Source organism: Kangiella geojedonensis (assembly GCF_000981765.1).
GTDB classification, from domain to species: domain Bacteria; phylum Pseudomonadota; class Gammaproteobacteria; order Enterobacterales; family Kangiellaceae; genus Kangiella; species Kangiella geojedonensis.
Genome location: NZ_CP010975.1, coordinates 2,005,334 through 2,023,084, shown reverse-complemented (window position 1 = coordinate 2,023,084; position 17,751 = coordinate 2,005,334). Strand labels below are relative to the sequence as shown.

Genomic DNA, 17,751 nt, shown 5'->3' with positions numbered 1-17,751 from the left:
ACAGACTTATTGTATTGCCTAAAAACTGTTAGTATATAGAATAGTTTTGAGTGGGCTTATTGCCTGACTCGTATTGATTGACCGCCCATTTTGATAATAGAAGCAAACCATGCTATCAGCACAACAATCTGACAATAGAATCAAAGACTTAAAAGTTCCTCCGCATTCGATCGAGGCTGAGCAATCAGTGCTTGGTGGAGTTATGATCGACAATGATCAGTGGGAAAAGGTGGAAGAAATTCTTCTGTCGACGGACTTTTACGTTAAAAATCACCGTGAGATTTTCAAGGCGATGGCTGAATTGGCTAATATGGCCAAGCCGATGGATGTGATTACTCTTTCCGAGCACCTTGAGCAACTCGGTGAGGCGGATATTGGGCTGGCTTATTTAGGTGAACTTGCCCAGAACACGCCAACGGTTGCTAACATTCGGGCTTACGCTGAGATCGTTCGTGAAAAAGCAATTATGCGTCAATTGATTTCGGCCTCGAACGAAATCGCTGATGCGAGTTTTAATCCTCAGGGGCGCGGCTTAGCTGAACTATTAGATTTAGCTGAGCGTAAGGTTTTTGCTATTGCTGAGTCACGAGAGACCAGTGGCGAAGGTCCAAGCAAAGTCGAAGACATTCTAAAGTCGACCATTGAGCGTATTGAGCAAATCCAAAAGACGAAAGGTGGTGTCACTGGTTTGTCGACAGGCTTTACGGATTTGGACAATATGACCTCAGGCTTACAGAAAGCTGACCTAGTGATTATCGCGGCGCGTCCGTCGATGGGTAAAACCACTTTTGCGATGAATATCGTTGAAAACGCAGCGTTAGCCAGCGATTTACCTGTATTGGTGTTCAGTCTTGAGATGCCGAGCGAATCTATCATCATGCGTTCGATTTCGTCGTTGGGACGTCTTGAACAAAATAAAATTCGTGGTGGACAGATTCAGTCGAAAGAAGACTGGGATAAGTTTAATAGTGGCGTTTTACAACTTAAGAACCACACCAAATTATTGATTGATGATACGGCGGGTTTATCGCCTGCTGAGATGCGCTCTCGTGCACGACGCGTAGCCCGTGAGCATGGTGGTATTGCGTTAATTATGGTGGATTACTTGCAGCTGATGCAGGTTCCGGGCATGAGCGATAACCGTACTCTAGAGGTTAGTGAGATTTCACGCTCTTTGAAAGCATTGGCTAAAGAACTCGAAGTTCCTGTAATCGCTTTGTCACAGCTTAACCGTTCTTTGGAGCAGCGTAGTGATCGTCGCCCAGTGATGTCGGATTTGCGTGAATCAGGTGCGATTGAGCAGGATGCGGATTTGATTCTCTTTATTTACCGCGACGAGGTTTATCATCCTGAAACCGAGCGTAAAGGTATTGCCGAAATCAAAATCGGTAAACAGCGTAACGGTCCTATTGGTTCGGTCGAACTCAGCTTCCAAGGCAAATATTCCCGCTTCGACAATTTGGCGCATAATGATTATGAAGCCATGGGCGAAGGCTATTAAGCCAACACAAGAACAACACTGAGGCCCTATGCGTCCGACTAAGGCTATTATCGATCTCGATGCCCTGCGTCATAACTTCAAAACCATTCAACGGATAGCATCCGACAGTCGCGTTATTGCAGTGGTTAAAGCGGATGCTTATGGGCATGGCTTGGCGCATATCGCAACAGCACTGCCCGATGCTGAAATGTTCGCTGTAGCAACTCCGCTTGAAGCTTATACGCTTCGTGATGCAGGAATTAAACAACCGATCTTATTACTCGAGGGATTCTTTGAGGAAAAAGAGCTGCCTAAAATCGTCGATAACGATTTACATTTGGTGGTGCATCACAGCCCACAAATTGAAGCCTTACAAAGACTTGAAACCAATAAGAAGCTGAACATCTGGCTTAAAATTGATTCTGGCATGAATCGCCTAGGGTTTAAGGTCGAAGAGCTACCACAGATTGAAAAAGACTTAGCTAAAGTTGAGTGTATAAACAAACCGATTCGGTTGATGTCGCACTTTGCTAGTGCTGATGATCCTAAAGACTGTTTTACTGACCAACAGCTGAAAACCTTTCTGAAAAGCACAAAGCATTTAATCTTAGAGCGCTCTATGGCGAACTCTGCTGGAATCTTAGAAGCACACGATGCGCACTTTGATTGGGTGCGTCCAGGGTTAGTGTTATATGGCTGCTCGCCAATGGTGGGTACGACTGGGGCTGACTATGGTTTACAGCCAGTCATGAATCTTGAATCGCAAATCATGTCGATTAGGCATGTTAAGAAAGGTGAGTCGACAGGCTATGGACGTCATTGGTTTGCAGAAAAAGACACGATGATAGGTTTGGTCGCTATCGGTTATGGCGACGGTTACCCGCGTCATGCTAAAAATGGCACGCCTGTTTGGGTTAACGGACGCACCGTACCGTTGGTGGGACGCGTCTCAATGGACATGTTAGCGGTTGAGTTAGGCGCTAAGCATAATGATAAGATTGGTGATCGAGTTGTGCTGTGGGGTAAAGAATTACCCGCGGAAGTGGTGGCTGCTCATGCCGATACGATTCCTTATACCTTGAGCTGTGGAGTAACCGGGCGCGTTCATTTTGAATACCGCGGGCAGCAAAGTTTAGGAGACCAGTAGTGGAGAAGCAAACAATGTTATCCTGCTCAACTCAAGGGCAGGGACTTTACGAATTTACCAATAAAGTGGAATCTTGGGTTCATCAGCAAAATGTTGATTCTGGGATGTGCCATTTGTTCGTAAAACATACGTCTTGTAGTTTAACCATCCAAGAAAATGCCGATCCTAGCGCTAGGGTCGATTTGGAAAATTGGCTCAACCGGTTGGTTCCTGAAAATGATCCTCTCTATACCCATACCATGGAAGGGCCTGATGATATGCCTGCGCATATCAAGGCTATCTTAACCAATGTTTCTTTAAGCATTCCTATTGTTGATGGTCGACTAGCGCTGGGGACTTGGCAGGGCATTTACCTGTGGGAACATCGTCATCAATCTCAAAACCGGAAGGTTGTTGTTCACATAAGCGTTTGAAAATGAAGAAGTATCAACCGAAGTGGAAGTGGGTACTGCTATCGATCATCGTCATCTTAGGTTGTTACTGGCTTGTTAAGCTATTGATTTTTAATTATCTGATCTAGCTAGACACGAATATTTACAAATTGTTGAAGCGCTGGTCACGAAATTCACTTGTATCTCCCCTCATTACCCCCATAATTAATACAGTTAATTGATCTTTTTGGAGACTTCGATGTTAAGAATTGGTTTGTTTCTATTAACCAACTTTGCAATTTTGTTATTGGCTGGTGCTGTTTTAAGTTTCTTTGGCTTCGATAGCATCATGGCGCAGAATGGCGTTGACTTAAATTTAACGGCGCTATTAGTTTGGTGTGCTGTTATCGGCTTTGCCGGTTCAATCATTTCGCTATTGGCATCAAAGTGGATGGCCAAGAAATTTATGCATGTTCGCATGATTGACCAGCCGAAAAACGAAACGGAGCAATGGTTAGTCAGCACCGTGGAATCCTTATCCAAAGATGCTGGTGTCGGTATGCCTGAGCTTGGTATTTTTCCTTCGCCACAATCGAATGCATTCGCTACGGGTTGGAACAAAAACAAGTCATTAGTTGCGGTTAGTGAAGGACTGTTACAGCGCATGAATCGCGATGAGGTCCGTGCGGTATTGGCTCATGAAATTGGGCACGTCGCTAACGGTGATATGGTGACATTAACCCTCATTCAAGGCGTAGTGAATACTTTCGTATTGTTCTTCTCGCGGATCATTGGTCATTTCGTCGATCGTGTAATTTTAAAGAACGAGCAAGGCCATGGTATTGGTTACTTTATTTCTGTGATGATCGCGCAGATTATTCTGACCATTTTAGCCAGCATGGTGGTGATGTGGTTCTCACGTCGTCGCGAGTTCCGTGCAGATGAAGCGGGTGCTCAGTTAGCAGGTTCGACAGCCATGATTGGCGCATTGGAAAAGCTGAAAGCGGAATACAATATGCCGTCAGATATGGGTGAAACTTTCACTGCATTCGGCTTGAAGAATGGCCGTACTGGTTCATTCCAAGAGAAGTTTGGTCACTTATTTATGTCTCATCCGCCGCTTGATGCGAGGATTGCAGCCTTAAAAAACCGATAAGACCTTATTCTAAATGATAAAAAAGCGAGCCTCGAGCTCGCTTTTTTATTAATGATTCTTTAACAAGAATGTTTTGTTATTGAATATGTCATCAATCATCGATGAAACAGTCAGTTCATCATCGCTGGTTCTCGCGTAAGTCCGAAGCCCCATTAACTGCATCTGTAAGTAGCGAGCTAACCGAGCGGTATCTTCATCCTCTGCTAATTCGCCACAATCTTTTGCGGTATCCAGAACTCCTTGAAGGGATTGCTCTATGGTTGAGAGTAATCGCTTTGCTTCAAATAATAATTCACGATTATCATCGGTCAGTTCTGAGATCGTTTTAACCAACATACACATGTTGCTCGGAGCGTTACGGCGACTATCAATGACGACGCTGTTGAAAAACGTCTTAAGAGCGCGAATCGGAGACTGCGTTTTTGCCGTACAGTCTGCAAGTTGATTGAGGCTCATGTCTGCGTAAAACTGTAGGGCTTCCTTAAACAACCCTTCTTTGCTGCCGAAACTCGCATAAATACTGCCCGGCCTCATATCAATCACGTCTTGTAGGTTGCGCATAGATGTTGCATGGAAGCCTTTTGCCCAATACAAATGTGTGGCTTTTTCGACCACGGTTTGACGGTCAAATCTAGCTGTTTTTGTCATTGTGATGCCCCACACTTATTTCTTGAACGATTGTTCAATTTTAGCTTGAACGATCGTTCAAATCCAGTTATATTGAAACCACTAGATTATTATTTCGTTGTAAAGCTACAAATTTACTGGAGGAAACATGAGTAATTTTAAGTTTCATGATACAAATTCAGCGCCAGAAAAAAGTAAGCCACTATTAGAAAAGTCTCAGAAAGCATACGGTATGATTCCTAACTTACATGCGGTTATGGCTGAGTCTCCAGGTATTTTAGAAGGTTATCAAACGCTTCATGAATTGTTTGCAAACAGCTCATTTGATGCAGATGAACTGACGGTGGTTTGGCAAACCATTAACGTTGAGCACGAGTGTACTTATTGTGTTCCTGCACATACGGGTATTGCTCATTCTATGAATGTCGACGCTGGCCTTATCGAAGCATTGCGTGACAAGAAGCGGATGCCTACCAATAAGCTACAAACGCTCCATGAAACCACGTTAAGTATCGTTCGAAACCGCGGACGTATCAGCGAAGCAGAGTTAAATAAATTTTATGAAGCAGGTTATGGTCAGCAACAAGTGTTAGAGATTATTTTAGCTCTATCGCAGAAGGTGATGAGCAATTACGTGAATCATATTGCGGAAACGCCCGTTGATGATGCTTTTAAAAAGTTTGACTGGAAACCATAGATCATTTTAATAGTGAGGCTAACAATAGTCTTGGATGTAAAACAGGGGCGAAAGCCCCTTTTTGATTGATTACTTATTTATAATAATTTATTGATGACTATTTATTGATGATAAGGCCGGTAACGGTTAATCAAATCATCAACCTTCTGTAGCTCGCGGTCAAGTGAGCTGATCTCACGGTTTAGGTCTTCTAGCTCGTTATCAATACGTTTCTTTTCTTCTTCGTCCTCAACGCGTCTATAAACTTCCCTGAGTATGTCGTGTTCTTTATACGCTTCGCTGAGTTCGTGCTGGATATCATCGAAACGAACCACGTACCCTTGGTATAAACCGTCATAATACTGGGGAAATTGCTGTTCATGACAACTTAAATTAGGGTGACTGCCTCGAACACCTCTATTATACCCATTGCTTGAAGTGCAGTAGCGCTCTAAGCCGTCTTGCCTTCCTTGCTCATAAGCTAATCGATCTAATTCAACGCCATACTCGATACAGGCAGACTCATGGTTTAGAATATAGTCTTTATCACGCCCAGATTTACCATCCTGATAGCCGATTTGTTCCCAGTTTCCAGAGATACACTCTGTTTCAGAGAGGGTGGCACAGCCAGACATCAAGCTGACGATAACGATAGCGGTTAAAAAAAGTCTGTTGGTCATGAGTTTCCTGTTGAGCAAAGTTAGAGTCTGAGCGGAAAGCATCATATAATACCGCTACAAACTTGGAATTCCTAGAAAGTATTTATTGTGACAGCACCCTTAGACCGTAAAATTTGTATAGCCCCTATGCTCGATTGGACCGACCGTCACCAGCGTCGTTTTATGCGCTGTATCACTAAACATGCGGTGCTCTACACAGAAATGATCACAACCGGCGCTATCATTCATGGTGGTGAAGAGCGTCATCTTAAGTTCAACCACGAGGAGCACCCAGTTGCTGTTCAGTTGGGTGGGAGTGATCCGAAGGACCTCGCCCATTGTGCCAAAGTGTGTGAGGACTATGGTTATGATGAAATCAATCTCAACGTGGGGTGTCCGAGTGACCGTGTGCAAAATGGGCGCTTCGGAGCTTGCTTAATGGCTGAGCCGCAACTTGTCGCAGATTGTATGGCTTCCATGGCGAATGTAGTCAAAGTCCCTGTTACCGTAAAAACGCGCATTGGAATAGATGATCTAGATTCTTATGAGCATCTACATACTTTTGTCGACACGGTGCGTAAAGCTGGCGTTAAAACCTTTATTATTCATGCCAGAAAAGCATGGTTATCAGGCCTGAGTCCCAAAGAGAACCGAGAGATCCCACCGCTAAAGTACGATGTTGCGTATCAGATTAAAAAAGATTTCCCAGAATTAGAAATCATTGTGAATGGTGGTGTAACGACCTTAGATCAGGTTGAAGATCATATGCAGCATTTGGATGGAGCCATGATTGGTCGTGAGGCTTATCATAATCCATACTTCCTCGCAGAAGTGGATAACCGCTTTTATGGTAAAGACTATGATATCAGCGACCGAATTGAGGTCGCTGAAGAGTTTTGTCAGTATGTGCAAAGTCAGCTCGACCAAGACGTTTATCTGGGGCATATGACGCGTCATATTCTTGGTCTGTTCTATGCACAGCCAAAAGGCAAGTTGTGGCGAAGACACTTAAGCGAAAATGCGTATAAAAAAGGCGCTGGACTTGAAGTGATCGAAGAGGCTTTAACACTATTCAAATAGAAAAGAGAGCAATCTCAAAAACGATTATTTGACGATTGGCGTGAAGAGCGTGAGCAACTTGGTAAGCCCACTTACCCTGATGAGTTCCCAGATTACCTAGAACAACATATGGCGAATAAACGTAAAGAATGTCAGGAGTAAAGTCCTCCGGTTGGTTATTTCTTGCACATTTGCATTGTTTTGATTTAAAGTAATCAGGTCTGTATTGCTCTAGGGGGAGCTATGAAGTTTCTTAAGAATCTATTCATTGTTATTGCAGTTCTTGCAATTATTATTATTGTTGTTGGCTTTTTCTTACCAAAACACGCGCATGTTGAACGCTCTATAGTGATAAATGCCTCGCAAGATAAGGTGTTTCAGCAGGTAAATTCATTTGATGATTACAATAGCTGGTCACCGTGGTACAAGCTCGATCCTGAAGCGAAGTATGAGTATTCAGGCCCAGACTCAGGCGTTGGAGCTAAAATGTCTTGGGAGAGTGATAATGCTCAAGTTGGTATTGGCTCTCAAGAAATTGTTGAAAGTACTTACCCTAAATTGGTCAAAACCGAGCTTTTATTTGGTGAAGATCCTAACCCTGGATATGCTACTTTTGAGTTAGAAGAACTTGGCCCAAGAGAAACCAAAGTCACTTGGAGCTTTGATGCTGACTTCGGGGATAACATCGTTGGACGCTATTTCGGTTTCTTCCTAGACTCTATGTTAGGAGATACTTATGAAGAGGGGCTTCAAGCACTCAAACAAGAAATAGAACAATAATTGTCAGCTACTCTATAAAAAAGCCCTAGCATTTGCTGGGGCTTTTTTGTTGTGTATCAGTATTTTCAAAAGTGTATCAAAATATGTATTGAAGCCTTTTTTGGGTATCTATCTGTATAATAAAGCCACCATTTTGGAGGAGATTAGAATGTTTAAACAAACAATCACTACGATATTAGTAGCTGGTATGATCGGTTGCGCTTCCTCACCATCAACAGAAACAGAAGTAACTGAAGGCGTAAGCCTCGTTGAGGTGGTTGAGCAACAAGACGATAAGTTGGTCATCCCATATAAAAAATATGTTCTAGATAATGGATTAACGGTTATCTTGCATGAAGATAACAGCGATCCTTTGGTTCATGTTGACGTCACTTACCATGTTGGCTCAGGTCGTGAAGATATAGGTAAATCTGGCTTTGCTCACTTTTTCGAGCACATGATGTTCCAGGGTTCTGAAAATGTTGCCGACGAGCAACACTTCAAGATTATTTCTGAAGCAGGCGGTACTTTAAATGGTACAACTAACTCAGACCGTACTAATTATTTTGAAACGGCACCTTCTAACCAGTTGGAAAAAATGCTGTGGTTAGAATCAGACCGTATGGGTTTCTTGCTAGATGCTGTCACTCAGAAGAAGTTTGAAGTTCAGCGTGAAACCGTAAAGAACGAGCGTGGTCAACGCGTTGATAACCGCCCTTATGGCCGTTTAGGTGAGCGTGTAGCGCAGGCATTATATCCAGAAGGTCACCCATACTCATGGCCTGTTATTGGCTATATGGAAGATTTGAATCGTGCCAACGTTAATGACGTTAAAAAGTTTTTCCTACGTTGGTATGGCCCTAATAACGCAACTCTGACCATCGGTGGCGACATTGATGAAGAGCAAACGTTGGAGTGGGTTAAGAAATACTTTGGTTCAATCCCGCGTGGTCCTGAAGTAAAGGATCCGAAGCCGGCTACAGTTGAGCTCGATGAAGATCGCTATATTTCTTTAGAAGATAACGTGTCACTGCCTCTACTGTATATGGCTTACCCAACAGTGAGCCGTTTGCATGCTGATGAAGCACCACTGGATGTTTTGGCGTCGATTATTGGGCAAGGCAAAACGTCTATTCTTTATAAGAACTTAGTCAAAAATGGTGTAGCAGTACAAAGCAGCGTTAGCCATGGTTGTAAAGAATTGGCTTGTGAGTTTGTGTTGTATGCGTTGCCGAACCCTATGTCAGGCAAAGGCTTAGCAGATCTTGAAGCGACTATTCGCGATAGCTTTGCAGAGTTTGAAAAGCGCGGTGTTAAAGCTGATGATATCGAGCGTGTTAAAGCGAGCATCAAATCTCAATTGATTTATGGGCTACAAAGCGTGTCAGGCAAAGTGTCTCAGTTAGCTGCTAACCAAACGTTTGAAGGCGACCCTAACTTGATTCAAAAAGAGTTAGAGCGTTATGAAAACGTGACTGAAGCTGACGTGATGCGTGTTTATGAAAAGTACGTCAAAGATCAACATGCAGTAATTATGAGCGTTGTACCTAAGGGTATGAAAGCTATGGTCGCGCATGAAGATACTTGGACACCGTCTGAGCGTCATATTCCCGAGTATGAAGAAGTAACAGAAGCTGATTTAGATATCCGTGTAGCTAAAGATGACTTTGATCGCAGCGTGATGCCTGAAGCTGGCGATAACCCGACGATTAAAGTGCCAGAGATTTGGCGTAGTGAGCTGTCGAATGGTATTGATGTATTGGGTGCCATTAATGAGGAGACGCCTACAACAGCTATTAGTCTTAGAATTAAGACAGGATCTGCAAATGATCCGTTGAATAAGATTGGTTTGGCGAGCATCACGGCAAGTATGCTGAATGAGGCTACGGAAAATTACTCTAATGAAGAGCTAAGTAACATCTTACAAAAGCTGGGAAGCTCAGTGAGCATTTCGGCAGGTGAGCAATATACGCAGCTAACGATTCAAAGTTTAACAGAAAATCTTGATCGTACTCTGCAAATTGCTAATGAAAAGCTACGCGCACCGAAGTTTGATCCAGCTGACTTTAAACGCATTAAAGAGCAAACGATCGAAGGGATTAAAAGTGCCGCGAAGCAGCCATCTGTTGTCGCTAGCAATGTGTATCAGAAGTTGTTATTTGGTACCGACAATGCATTTGCACACCCAACGTCAGGCTCTATTGAAACGGTTAGCAATATCACTTTAGAAGACGTTAAAAACTTCTATAACACCTACTATACACCTGCGATTAGCTCTATTGTTGCGGTTTCCGATTTGGAAAAAGACGTTTTGAGCACGAAGCTTAAGCGCTTTAGTTCATGGGAAGGTGGCGAGGTGGAGCAGGCTGAAATTAAGCCTTTCCCAGAATTGCAAAAAGCAATCTACTTTGTGGATAAGCCTGGTGCAGCTCAGTCAGAAATTCGTATTGGTAAGCGAGCGCTTCCGTATGACGCTACGGGCGAGTATTACCGTGTAAACCTAATGAACTATAACTTAGGTGGTGCTTTTAACAGTCGCATCAACATCAACCTTCGTGAAGATAAAGGTTACACCTATGGTGCACGTTCGGGCTTCCGTGGAAGTGAGGACTATGGTTATTTCATAGCTTCTGCTGGGGTAAGAACTGACGCTACCGATAAGTCTATCATTGAGTTCTTGAACGAAATGAAGGCTTATCATAACAGCGGTATGACTGAAGCTGAACTTGAGTTTATGCGTAACTCGCTAGGTCAACGCGATGCTCGTGATTATGAGACGCCTCGCCAGAAGTTGGGCTTCTTAGGGCAGATCATGGCTTATAACTTAGATGAAGATTATGTTGATGAACAAAGCGATATATTGCAATCGATTGAGCTTGAAGAGCTGAATGCTTTGGCTCAAAAGCATTTAACGCTTGATGACATGATCATTGTTGTTGTCGGTGATAAAGCATCGGTTATGCCTGGCTTAGAAAAGCTAGGCTACGACATTATCGAAGTTGATGCCGAGGGCAACAAGCTGTAAGTCAGTTTGTAAAATATAGCAAGATTAAGGGCCTTTCGGGGCCCTTTTTTATTTTTGTCATAGAACAATTGGTTCGATTTGCTACAATTTACATAAATTAAGTAAGGAACTGTCCCATGAGCTACTCGTTTCGATTTACCCCTTTGTCTGTGCCCCTGCTAATGTCATCACTCTTATTATCGAGTGAAGTCCTTGCCGCTAGTGAAGCAGAGAAGGAGGCTCGTGTTGATTATGATGAGTGTGTGTTACAAAGGATTGAGTTATCGGATGATGATACAACGATCAAAGATATCAAAGAGTATTGCGAAAAGCGTAGCAATTTAGCGATTTTTCGGCCTAGCAAGGAACTTCTAACATCAGACGAGAGTGACTCAGAGAAGGTGGCCTCCGACGATGGTGAAAACGGAGCCCCGAAAGAAGGTTCAGCCTTACTAAAAAAACGTTTACGCATGGAGTACCGCGTTCGTGATAATCGTTTTGCGATTATTCCGCACAAACCAAACTACCTACTTCCAGTAACGTTCAATAATTCACCGAATCAAGATAGCCTTGAAAACTCCGGTGATGACAGGCAAGTCGATAATATTGAAGTGAAGTTTCAGGTGAGCTTTAAAACACCATTCTGGGAGCAGCCCTTTGGTGAAAACAGTGCTTTATTTTTTGCTTATACCGGACAGTCGTATTGGCAAGCATATAATAAAGACGTTTCCAGCCCGTTCCGTGAAACTAACCATGAGCCCGAGATTTTTGCCGCATGGGCAACAGACTGGCAGCTTGGTGGTTGGCAAATCCCGTATTTCTCAATGGGTGTGTCACACCAATCGAATGGTCGCTCAGGCTTAGGTTCGCGCAGTTGGAATCGTATTTATACAGAGTTTGCATTTGAACAAGACCGATGGGTTCTAGCCTTTAAGCCTTGGTGGCGTATTCCTGAAGATCGAAAAGAAGACCCGCTTGATCCTGATGGTGATGACAACCCTGATATTGATGATTATATGGGGTACTTTGAGCTATATTCTGCCTATCAATGGGACGAACATAACTTTGGAATTATGCTGAGGAATAACCTTCGCAGTGATAACAAAGGAGCATTTCAGTTTGATTGGACCTTTCCGCTTGATGACGAAGGTAAACTCAGGGGGTATGTGCAATACTTTAATGGGTACGGTGAAAGCCTGATTGATTATAACCGCCGTGTGAACAGACTGGGCGTTGGGTTTGTGTTAACGGACTGGTTATAAAGTGCTGTTTTAGAATCCTTACTAAAAAAGGCGCCTTATGGGCGTCTTTCTTGTTTAAGGTGCAAATTTTGCTGCAATTGACTGTTTTTATGCGAGCTTGTGGTACTGTATAAGCACGATTGATGAAAGGGGATACTATAATCATGATGAATAAAACCTGTTTAATGTTAGGTTTAACGTTGGTGTTTACGACCTCCAGTGCACTATCCCATGGCGAGAAGCGCCCAGAAGTTAAGATTAAAACACAACAGTTGTCGGACGGCCTGTATGTCTTATTTGGTCAAGGCGGTAACATTGGTTTATCGGTTGGTGATGATGGTGTTTATATCATTGACGATCAATATGCTCCGTTAACGGAAAAGATTAATCAAGCCATTGATGACATTACCGATCAGCCCGTGAAGTTTGTGATTAATACTCATTGGCATGGTGACCATACCGGGGGTAATGAAAACTTTGGCCAAGCTGGCGCCACAATCGTTGCTCATGATAATGTTCGCAAGCGTATGGCTAGCGATCAGGTGATGGCTTTCTTTGAGCGGGAAGTGCCGGCTTCGCCAGATGTGGCATTGCCTGTGGTAACTTTTGACAATGAATTAAGTCTGCACTTAAACGACGATAAGATGCGGGTTTACCATGTCGCGAATGCCCATACCGATGGTGATGCCATTATCTATTTTGAAAAAGATAATGTGCTGCACATGGGTGACACATACTTTAATATTGGCTACCCTTTTATCGACACTGACAGTGGCGGCTCGATTAATGGCTATATTGCAGCGTTAGAAAAAGGGTTGGCACTAGCTGATGGAGACACTCAGATCATTCCTGGCCATGGACCTATGGCGACTTATGCTGATATGACAGCGTACGTTGCTATGCTAAAAAATATTAGAGATAAGGTGGCGCGTCTAAAAGCGGAAGGCAAGAGCCTTGAACAGGTCATCCAAGCGAAGCCTAGTGCGGAGTATGATGAGAAAAATGGGCAAGCCTTTATTAAGCCTGATCAAATCATAACGTTTATTTATAAAAGTCTTTAGAAAGCGGTGAAGTGTTTGCTATAAAAAAGCAGCAAGCACTTCACGCCATATGTAACCTTTTAACGTTTATTCAATATAAAAGTCGAGGCTCAATTCTTGATTGAGTTTGGCCTCAACTTTATCACCACGCTCTACAACGCCAACGCCAGACGGCGTGCCAGTAAAGATTAAGTCTCCCGGCTTCAAAGTCACGTGCTTCGACAGTTCAGCAATAACTTCTGACGGTGACCAAATCATCTGGTTAAGCTGACCTTCCTGCCTACTTTCCTGATTGATCGATAAGGCTATCAGCCCATTATTAATTTCCTCAAGGTCAGCAATTGGCTGGATTGACGATATTGGCGCTGACTGATCAAACCCTTTGGACAGATCCCACGGGCGCCCTTTCTTTTTGGCTTCGCTCTGGATATCACGTTTTGTTAAGTCAATGCCAAGGGCATAACCATAGATACTGTCGGCAGCCTGATGCTGGTCCGCTTCTACCACTTCCTTGTTAATGGCAATGACGAGCTCGACTTCATGGTGCAGTTCGTTGGTCATAGGCGGATAAGCTAATGACTTTGGGTTAATGACTAAACTATCTGCTGGCTTGGTGAAGAAGAAAGGTAGTTCTCGTTCATCATGCCCCATTTCTTTGGCGTGGGCCACGTAATTGCGACCAACGCAGTATATTCGTCTGACAGGGAAGGTGAGTTCGCTGCCCAGTACTGGAATGAGCGGTGCTTCAGGTATTGGAAAAAGTGTTGTCATCACAAGCATAGAGTTTGCAGGAAGTTCAACGTACAATAACGACTTTAAGCAAGTTTGCCAATGGAATAATTATGGGACCTTACTTTTTTAGAAAGATTTTTCTAACTATCTTCTTGATCAGCCTGATCAGTCTATCGCTTTTTTCATGCAGTAGCGAAGCGCCTAAAGAAGGCATTGAGGTTACGGATGCTTGGGTGCGCAAAATGCCACCTGGCGTAACCAATACCGCAGCTTTTATGACCATTAAAAATCACACAGGAAGTCCGGTCACACTAACGGGCGTGTCGATGGATAAGGCTGGTCATGTCATGATGCATGAAACCAAAGTAGTCAATGACATGGCTAAAATGGAGCATTTAGGTAAGGTGGTGATCGACAAAGAAGTGAGCTTTGAGCCAGGCGCAAAGCACGTCATGATTATGGGACTTGATATGTCTGACGGCGCAGACCGTTATAACATCAGGTTACACTTTGAAAACAAGCCGTCACTTGATGTTACCGCTCAAGTGCGCGATGCTAATCAATAGCATGAATGAATAGATCTAGGGTGAGCCATGAATTTTGATACTCAGCCACAAACGGCGAAAAAACGTAAAAAGTGGGCATGGGTGCTAGCAGGGTTGATTGCATTATTAATTTTGATGCTGGTCTTTACCTTTATCTGGAGTTCGGAGCCAGACCCTGTTGATACCAAAAAGCTGAGTCAGGAGTTCCCTGGTGAACCACCGATTGGTTACGTCACCGTCGAAACCGTGGCGCAAGTTGCTGAGTCGCTATTGAACAAGAGTGGTGGTTATTTAAGTAATGATATCTTGCCGCCGAGCGTTTTTATGGACAATATGCCCGCCTATGAATTCGGCGCATTAGTTCAAATTCGTGATATTACTAAAGTTCTACGTAATGAGATTAGTCGTTCTCAGTCGCAATCAGTTGAAGACGAAGCGCTAAAATTTGCTGAGCCTGCGTTTAACATACACCATAAGAAGTGGATGTTCCCAAGGGCTGAGCGCGAGTACCAGAAAGGCGTTGATTTACTGCGTGATTACCGTGATCGATTAGCTGATCCTGCGGATAATGAAACCCAGTTTTATGCTCGTGCTGATAATTTACGGTCGTGGCTATATTTGGTCAGTAAGCGACTGGGTGGGCTTTCGCAGCGACTAAGCGCAAGCGTAGGGCGGACTCGTATGAACACGGACCTCGCGAATGATCCTTCAGCGCAGCAATCGACAGGAAAAGGGCAGCTGGTAACAGTTCGTACGCCATGGATGGAGATTGATGATGTGTTTTGGGAAGCTCGAGGTTCAACTTGGGCGCTGATACAATTTTTAAAAGCGGTCGAGCATGATTTTGAGCGCGTTCTTCGTGATAAAAATGCGGTGGCGTCTTTTCAGCAAATCATTATGGAGCTCGAAGCTACGCAAGAGACGGTTTGGAGCCCGATGATTGTGAATGGCAGTGAGTTTGGATTTTTAGCCAATCATTCACTGGTCATGTCATCTTATATATCTCGCGCTAATGCAGCGATCATTGACCTCATCGAATTGCTCAAACGTGGCTAATACTTAAATAATGCTCATGATGGCTTTTTTCTATCATGAGCATTGAATCAATTAATTTTCCCTTCTGAAAAGTTCAATTTATACTCTAGTCATCCTTAGATAGTTGCTCAGTAGATAACTAACCTATTGATTTTAAATTAATGCTAGGCTTTGACGAAAACTTCACGTGAGTCTCGTTACAGTATCAGTGTTGATTACTTTTTGTACGCTATAGAAGTTGAATAGTAGTTGGCAAGGATGCCAAATGAGTCATGTTCTTCCCCAATTTTATTTAGAAATGACTCTTTTTTAGCCCCGCTCCCCAATGCGGGGCTTTTTTTTGTTTTGTGTTTAAACCTTTTTGCTGTAATGATCATCTAACTAGAAAACAGCATGCAGAATCCCCTTTGTCAGCGATTGAAGTTACAACGATTGAACCGGATAATATTCTTGGGCTTGTAAAAAAAGCGCAGGAAGGTTCGGTGAGTGCGTTTGAACTTTTATACCGTCACCACTCAAATCAAATCTTTTTGTTGTGCTTGAGAATGTGTGGTTGCAGAAGCCGCGCTGAAGACTTTATGCAAGAAAGCTTTATTAAAGCATGGCAGGCATTAGCGTCATTTAAAATGGACAGTCAGTTTGCCACATGGATTCATCGTATTGCGGTCAATACGGTGCTAGCAGATAAGCGTAAAAATAGCTTAGATTTGGTTTATGACCATGACTGGGAACGAGAGTTTGAACAAAGCCTTTCTGCCAGCCACAACAGCATGCAGATTGATCTTGAGAAAACCATTGCTCAACTTCCAGCACAAGCACGCTATGTGTTAGTGTTGCATGACTTGGTTGGGATGACCCATCAAGAAATTGGTGAGCAGCTGGATATTGCCGCGGGTACCAGTAAGGCGCATTTGAACCGTGCCCGTTCTATGATGAAAGCGATGTTAGATCCTGCGAGTGAGAATTAATGATGAGTCACGATAACGATTTATTAAAACAATTACAGAGTTTGCCGAGTGAGGCGAAGGCGCCGGACCGTTGGCAAGCGATTGAGCAGGCTATTGGTGACGATGCCAAGAGTACACCGCAAGAAACGAAACGCTCTTGGTGGCTTTATGCAGTTGCTGCGAGCGCACTATTTATTGCGGCACTATCGCCGGTATTTCTAAACCAGAGCAACACATCAGCTATCAACTCTCAACCGGTGGCGCAAGTAGAAGAAGCCGAGCCTAAAGCGCCTGCAGTGTTTGTGTTAACCATTGAAAGCTTACAGCAAGCGAATGCGGCTTATTATGCAAAACTCGGGCATATGGTTTATGAGAATGAACAGCTGGTGTCGCCTAAGACTTTGGCATCGCTAGAAAGCCTGCGACAGGCGCAACAACAGTATCGTCATGCGTTAGCTGAAAAGCCACAGAGTGGACGTTTGCAACAACGATTATTTTGGCTGTACCAAAAAGAGCGTCAGTTATTGCGTCAGATCGTGGTATAGAGTCACGCTAATTTTCCTAGGCCGTTCAGACACAAAAAAGCCCGCGAACAAGAATAATGTTGCGGGCTTTTTTAATGATGCTTATTAAAACAGATTAGCTGTTTTTGAACATCTCTATGCTGTCTAGGATTTCTTTCTTAGCAGACTCTGCGCCTTCCCAACCAGCAATCTTAACCCACTTGCCTGGCTCTAGATCTTTGTAGTGTTGGAAGAAGTGCTCGATTTGGTTGCGTAATAACTCAGGAAGTTCGTCAACTTCATGGATACCTTGGTACATGCTGCTTAATTTACCTGTAGGAATGGCAACAACTTTCGCATCTTCACCAGATTCGTCAGTCATCTTCAAAACGCCAACTGGGCGGCAAGGAATGACACAGCCAGGAATTAATGGAAATGGTGTTGGTACCAATACGTCAACTGGATCGCCGTCCGCTGACAGAGTTTGGTTGACATAACCGTAGTTGGTTGGGTAGTGCATACAAGTCGCCATGAAACGATCAACGAATACAGCGCCTGTGTCCTTGTCCACTTCATACTTAATAGGATCGCTGTGGGCAGGGATCTCGATGATTACATTAATTTCTTCTGGGACGTTTTTACCAGCAGGTACGTTATCCAAACTCATTACTTTACCTTTATTTGCGTGTTAGTGCGTGGGGCAGTAGCCCCCAGAGGGCGCGTATTATAGCGGTCTTTGTTCACAAAATAAATTGGTTAATCAACAATCA

Annotated in this window: 18 protein-coding genes; 14 read left to right on the top strand and 4 right to left on the bottom strand. The window is 43.6% G+C overall.

Annotated elements, in window-relative coordinates; genetic code table 11:
* Nucleotides 1–109 precede the first annotated feature (109 nt).
* The 4 genes from dnaB (at nt 110) to htpX (ending at nt 4,154) form a co-directional block, all read left to right on the top strand.
* Nucleotides 110–1,501, top strand: coding sequence for a replicative DNA helicase (dnaB, locus tag TQ33_RS09150; RefSeq protein ID WP_046561781.1), 1,392 nt, complete (start codon nt 110–112; stop codon nt 1,499–1,501).
* Nucleotides 1,502–1,529: 28 nt separating this feature from the next.
* On the top strand, nt 1,530–2,627 hold the full coding sequence (gene alr, locus TQ33_RS09145; protein WP_046561780.1) for an alanine racemase: 1,098 nt from the start codon (nt 1,530–1,532) through the stop codon (nt 2,625–2,627).
* A gap of 14 nt (nt 2,628–2,641) precedes the next feature.
* Nucleotides 2,642–3,040 carry a secondary thiamine-phosphate synthase enzyme YjbQ gene (locus TQ33_RS09140; RefSeq protein WP_046562427.1) on the top strand — a complete coding sequence of 133 codons (399 nt, stop codon included), beginning with the start codon at nt 2,642–2,644 and terminating at the stop codon, nt 3,038–3,040.
* A 217-nt stretch (nt 3,041–3,257) separates the two neighbouring features.
* A complete protein-coding gene (htpX, locus tag TQ33_RS09135) occupies nt 3,258–4,154 on the top strand; it encodes a protease HtpX (protein WP_046561779.1) in 897 nt (298 codons plus the stop codon).
* Between the two features lie 48 nt (nt 4,155–4,202).
* Here htpX and TQ33_RS09130 read toward each other — a convergent pair whose 3' ends face one another.
* On the bottom strand, nt 4,203–4,802 hold the full coding sequence (locus TQ33_RS09130) for a TetR/AcrR family transcriptional regulator (protein ID WP_046561778.1): 600 nt from the start codon (nt 4,800–4,802) through the stop codon (nt 4,203–4,205).
* Between the two features lie 127 nt (nt 4,803–4,929).
* On the opposite strand from TQ33_RS09130, the gene TQ33_RS09125 reads away from it, so the two are divergent.
* A complete protein-coding gene (locus TQ33_RS09125) occupies nt 4,930–5,478 on the top strand; it encodes a carboxymuconolactone decarboxylase family protein (RefSeq protein WP_046561777.1) in 549 nt (182 codons plus the stop codon).
* A 101-nt stretch (nt 5,479–5,579) separates the two neighbouring features.
* On the opposite strand, the gene TQ33_RS09120 is transcribed toward TQ33_RS09125, so the two are convergent.
* Nucleotides 5,580–6,137, bottom strand: a complete 558-nt coding sequence (locus tag TQ33_RS09120; RefSeq protein WP_144405973.1) for a DUF2799 domain-containing protein — start codon at nt 6,135–6,137, stop codon at nt 5,580–5,582.
* Between the two features lie 87 nt (nt 6,138–6,224).
* On the opposite strand from TQ33_RS09120, the gene dusA reads away from it, so the two are divergent.
* The 5 genes from dusA to TQ33_RS09095 all read left to right on the top strand — a co-directional run bounded on the left by dusA (nt 6,225) and on the right by TQ33_RS09095 (nt 13,240).
* A complete protein-coding gene (dusA, locus tag TQ33_RS09115) occupies nt 6,225–7,196 on the top strand; it encodes a tRNA dihydrouridine(20/20a) synthase DusA (RefSeq protein WP_144405972.1) in 972 nt (323 codons plus the stop codon).
* A 222-nt stretch (nt 7,197–7,418) separates the two neighbouring features.
* Nucleotides 7,419–7,955, top strand: a complete 537-nt coding sequence (locus TQ33_RS09110; protein ID WP_046561775.1) for an SRPBCC family protein — start codon at nt 7,419–7,421, stop codon at nt 7,953–7,955.
* 148 nt (nt 7,956–8,103) lie between these two features.
* Entirely contained in the window at nt 8,104–10,959 is a 2,856-nt protein-coding gene (locus TQ33_RS09105) for a M16 family metallopeptidase (protein ID WP_084616980.1), read from the top strand.
* A 116-nt stretch (nt 10,960–11,075) separates the two neighbouring features.
* Nucleotides 11,076–12,200, top strand: coding sequence for a phospholipase A (locus TQ33_RS09100; protein WP_071841111.1), 1,125 nt, complete (start codon nt 11,076–11,078; stop codon nt 12,198–12,200).
* A gap of 143 nt (nt 12,201–12,343) precedes the next feature.
* Complete coding sequence (locus TQ33_RS09095) at nt 12,344–13,240, top strand: MBL fold metallo-hydrolase (protein ID WP_228640117.1); 897 nt, start codon at nt 12,344–12,346, stop codon at nt 13,238–13,240.
* A 66-nt stretch (nt 13,241–13,306) separates the two neighbouring features.
* On the opposite strand, the gene TQ33_RS09090 is transcribed toward TQ33_RS09095, so the two are convergent.
* Nucleotides 13,307–13,990 (bottom strand): fumarylacetoacetate hydrolase family protein, encoded by a 684-nt coding sequence (locus TQ33_RS09090; protein WP_046562422.1) that lies wholly within the window; start codon nt 13,988–13,990, stop codon nt 13,307–13,309.
* Nucleotides 13,991–14,061: 71 nt separating this feature from the next.
* On the opposite strand from TQ33_RS09090, the gene TQ33_RS09085 reads away from it, so the two are divergent.
* From TQ33_RS09085 to TQ33_RS09070, 4 genes are all read left to right on the top strand, one after another.
* The gene (locus TQ33_RS09085) at nt 14,062–14,517 is read left to right on the top strand and encodes a copper chaperone PCu(A)C (RefSeq protein ID WP_046561774.1); all 456 of its coding nucleotides are present in this window, start codon (nt 14,062–14,064) and stop codon (nt 14,515–14,517) included.
* Nucleotides 14,518–14,544: 27 nt separating this feature from the next.
* Nucleotides 14,545–15,552, top strand: a complete 1,008-nt coding sequence (locus TQ33_RS09080) for a DUF2333 family protein (RefSeq protein ID WP_046561773.1) — start codon at nt 14,545–14,547, stop codon at nt 15,550–15,552.
* Between the two features lie 386 nt (nt 15,553–15,938).
* A complete protein-coding gene (locus TQ33_RS09075; protein ID WP_046561772.1) occupies nt 15,939–16,499 on the top strand; it encodes an RNA polymerase sigma factor in 561 nt (186 codons plus the stop codon).
* Complete coding sequence (locus TQ33_RS09070) at nt 16,499–17,023, top strand: hypothetical protein (protein WP_046561771.1); 525 nt, start codon at nt 16,499–16,501, stop codon at nt 17,021–17,023. Before TQ33_RS09075 ends, TQ33_RS09070 begins: the two co-directional genes overlap by 1 nt.
* A gap of 94 nt (nt 17,024–17,117) precedes the next feature.
* Here the strand turns inward: TQ33_RS09070 and ppa are convergent, their stop codons facing one another.
* Nucleotides 17,118–17,648: an inorganic diphosphatase gene (ppa, locus tag TQ33_RS09065; protein WP_046561770.1), complete on the bottom strand. Its 531-nt coding sequence runs from the start codon at nt 17,646–17,648 to the stop codon at nt 17,118–17,120.
* Nucleotides 17,649–17,751: the final 103 nt, after the last annotated feature.

Bases quoted from the DNA above. Each gene is read 5' to 3' on its own strand.
- dnaB (WP_046561781.1), top strand. From the start codon at position 110: ATGCTATCAGCACAACAATCTGACAATAGAATCAAAGACTTAAAAGTT.
- alr (WP_046561780.1), top strand. From the start codon at position 1,530: ATGCGTCCGACTAAGGCTATTATCGATCTCGATGCCCTGCGTCATAAC.
- TQ33_RS09140 (WP_046562427.1), top strand. From the start codon at position 2,642: ATGTTATCCTGCTCAACTCAAGGGCAGGGACTTTACGAATTTACCAAT.
- htpX (WP_046561779.1), top strand. From the start codon at position 3,258: ATGTTAAGAATTGGTTTGTTTCTATTAACCAACTTTGCAATTTTGTTA.
- TQ33_RS09130 (WP_046561778.1), bottom strand. From the start codon at position 4,802: ATGACAAAAACAGCTAGATTTGACCGTCAAACCGTGGTCGAAAAAGCC.
- TQ33_RS09125 (WP_046561777.1), top strand. From the start codon at position 4,930: ATGAGTAATTTTAAGTTTCATGATACAAATTCAGCGCCAGAAAAAAGT.
- TQ33_RS09120 (WP_144405973.1), bottom strand. From the start codon at position 6,137: ATGACCAACAGACTTTTTTTAACCGCTATCGTTATCGTCAGCTTGATG.
- TQ33_RS09110 (WP_046561775.1), top strand. From the start codon at position 7,419: ATGAAGTTTCTTAAGAATCTATTCATTGTTATTGCAGTTCTTGCAATT.
- TQ33_RS09105 (WP_084616980.1), top strand. From the start codon at position 8,104: ATGTTTAAACAAACAATCACTACGATATTAGTAGCTGGTATGATCGGT.
- TQ33_RS09100 (WP_071841111.1), top strand. From the start codon at position 11,076: ATGAGCTACTCGTTTCGATTTACCCCTTTGTCTGTGCCCCTGCTAATG.
- TQ33_RS09095 (WP_228640117.1), top strand. From the start codon at position 12,344: ATGATGAATAAAACCTGTTTAATGTTAGGTTTAACGTTGGTGTTTACG.
- TQ33_RS09090 (WP_046562422.1), bottom strand. From the start codon at position 13,990: ATGACAACACTTTTTCCAATACCTGAAGCACCGCTCATTCCAGTACTG.
- TQ33_RS09085 (WP_046561774.1), top strand. From the start codon at position 14,062: ATGGGACCTTACTTTTTTAGAAAGATTTTTCTAACTATCTTCTTGATC.
- TQ33_RS09080 (WP_046561773.1), top strand. From the start codon at position 14,545: ATGAATTTTGATACTCAGCCACAAACGGCGAAAAAACGTAAAAAGTGG.
- TQ33_RS09070 (WP_046561771.1), top strand. From the start codon at position 16,499: ATGATGAGTCACGATAACGATTTATTAAAACAATTACAGAGTTTGCCG.
- ppa (WP_046561770.1), bottom strand. From the start codon at position 17,648: ATGAGTTTGGATAACGTACCTGCTGGTAAAAACGTCCCAGAAGAAATT.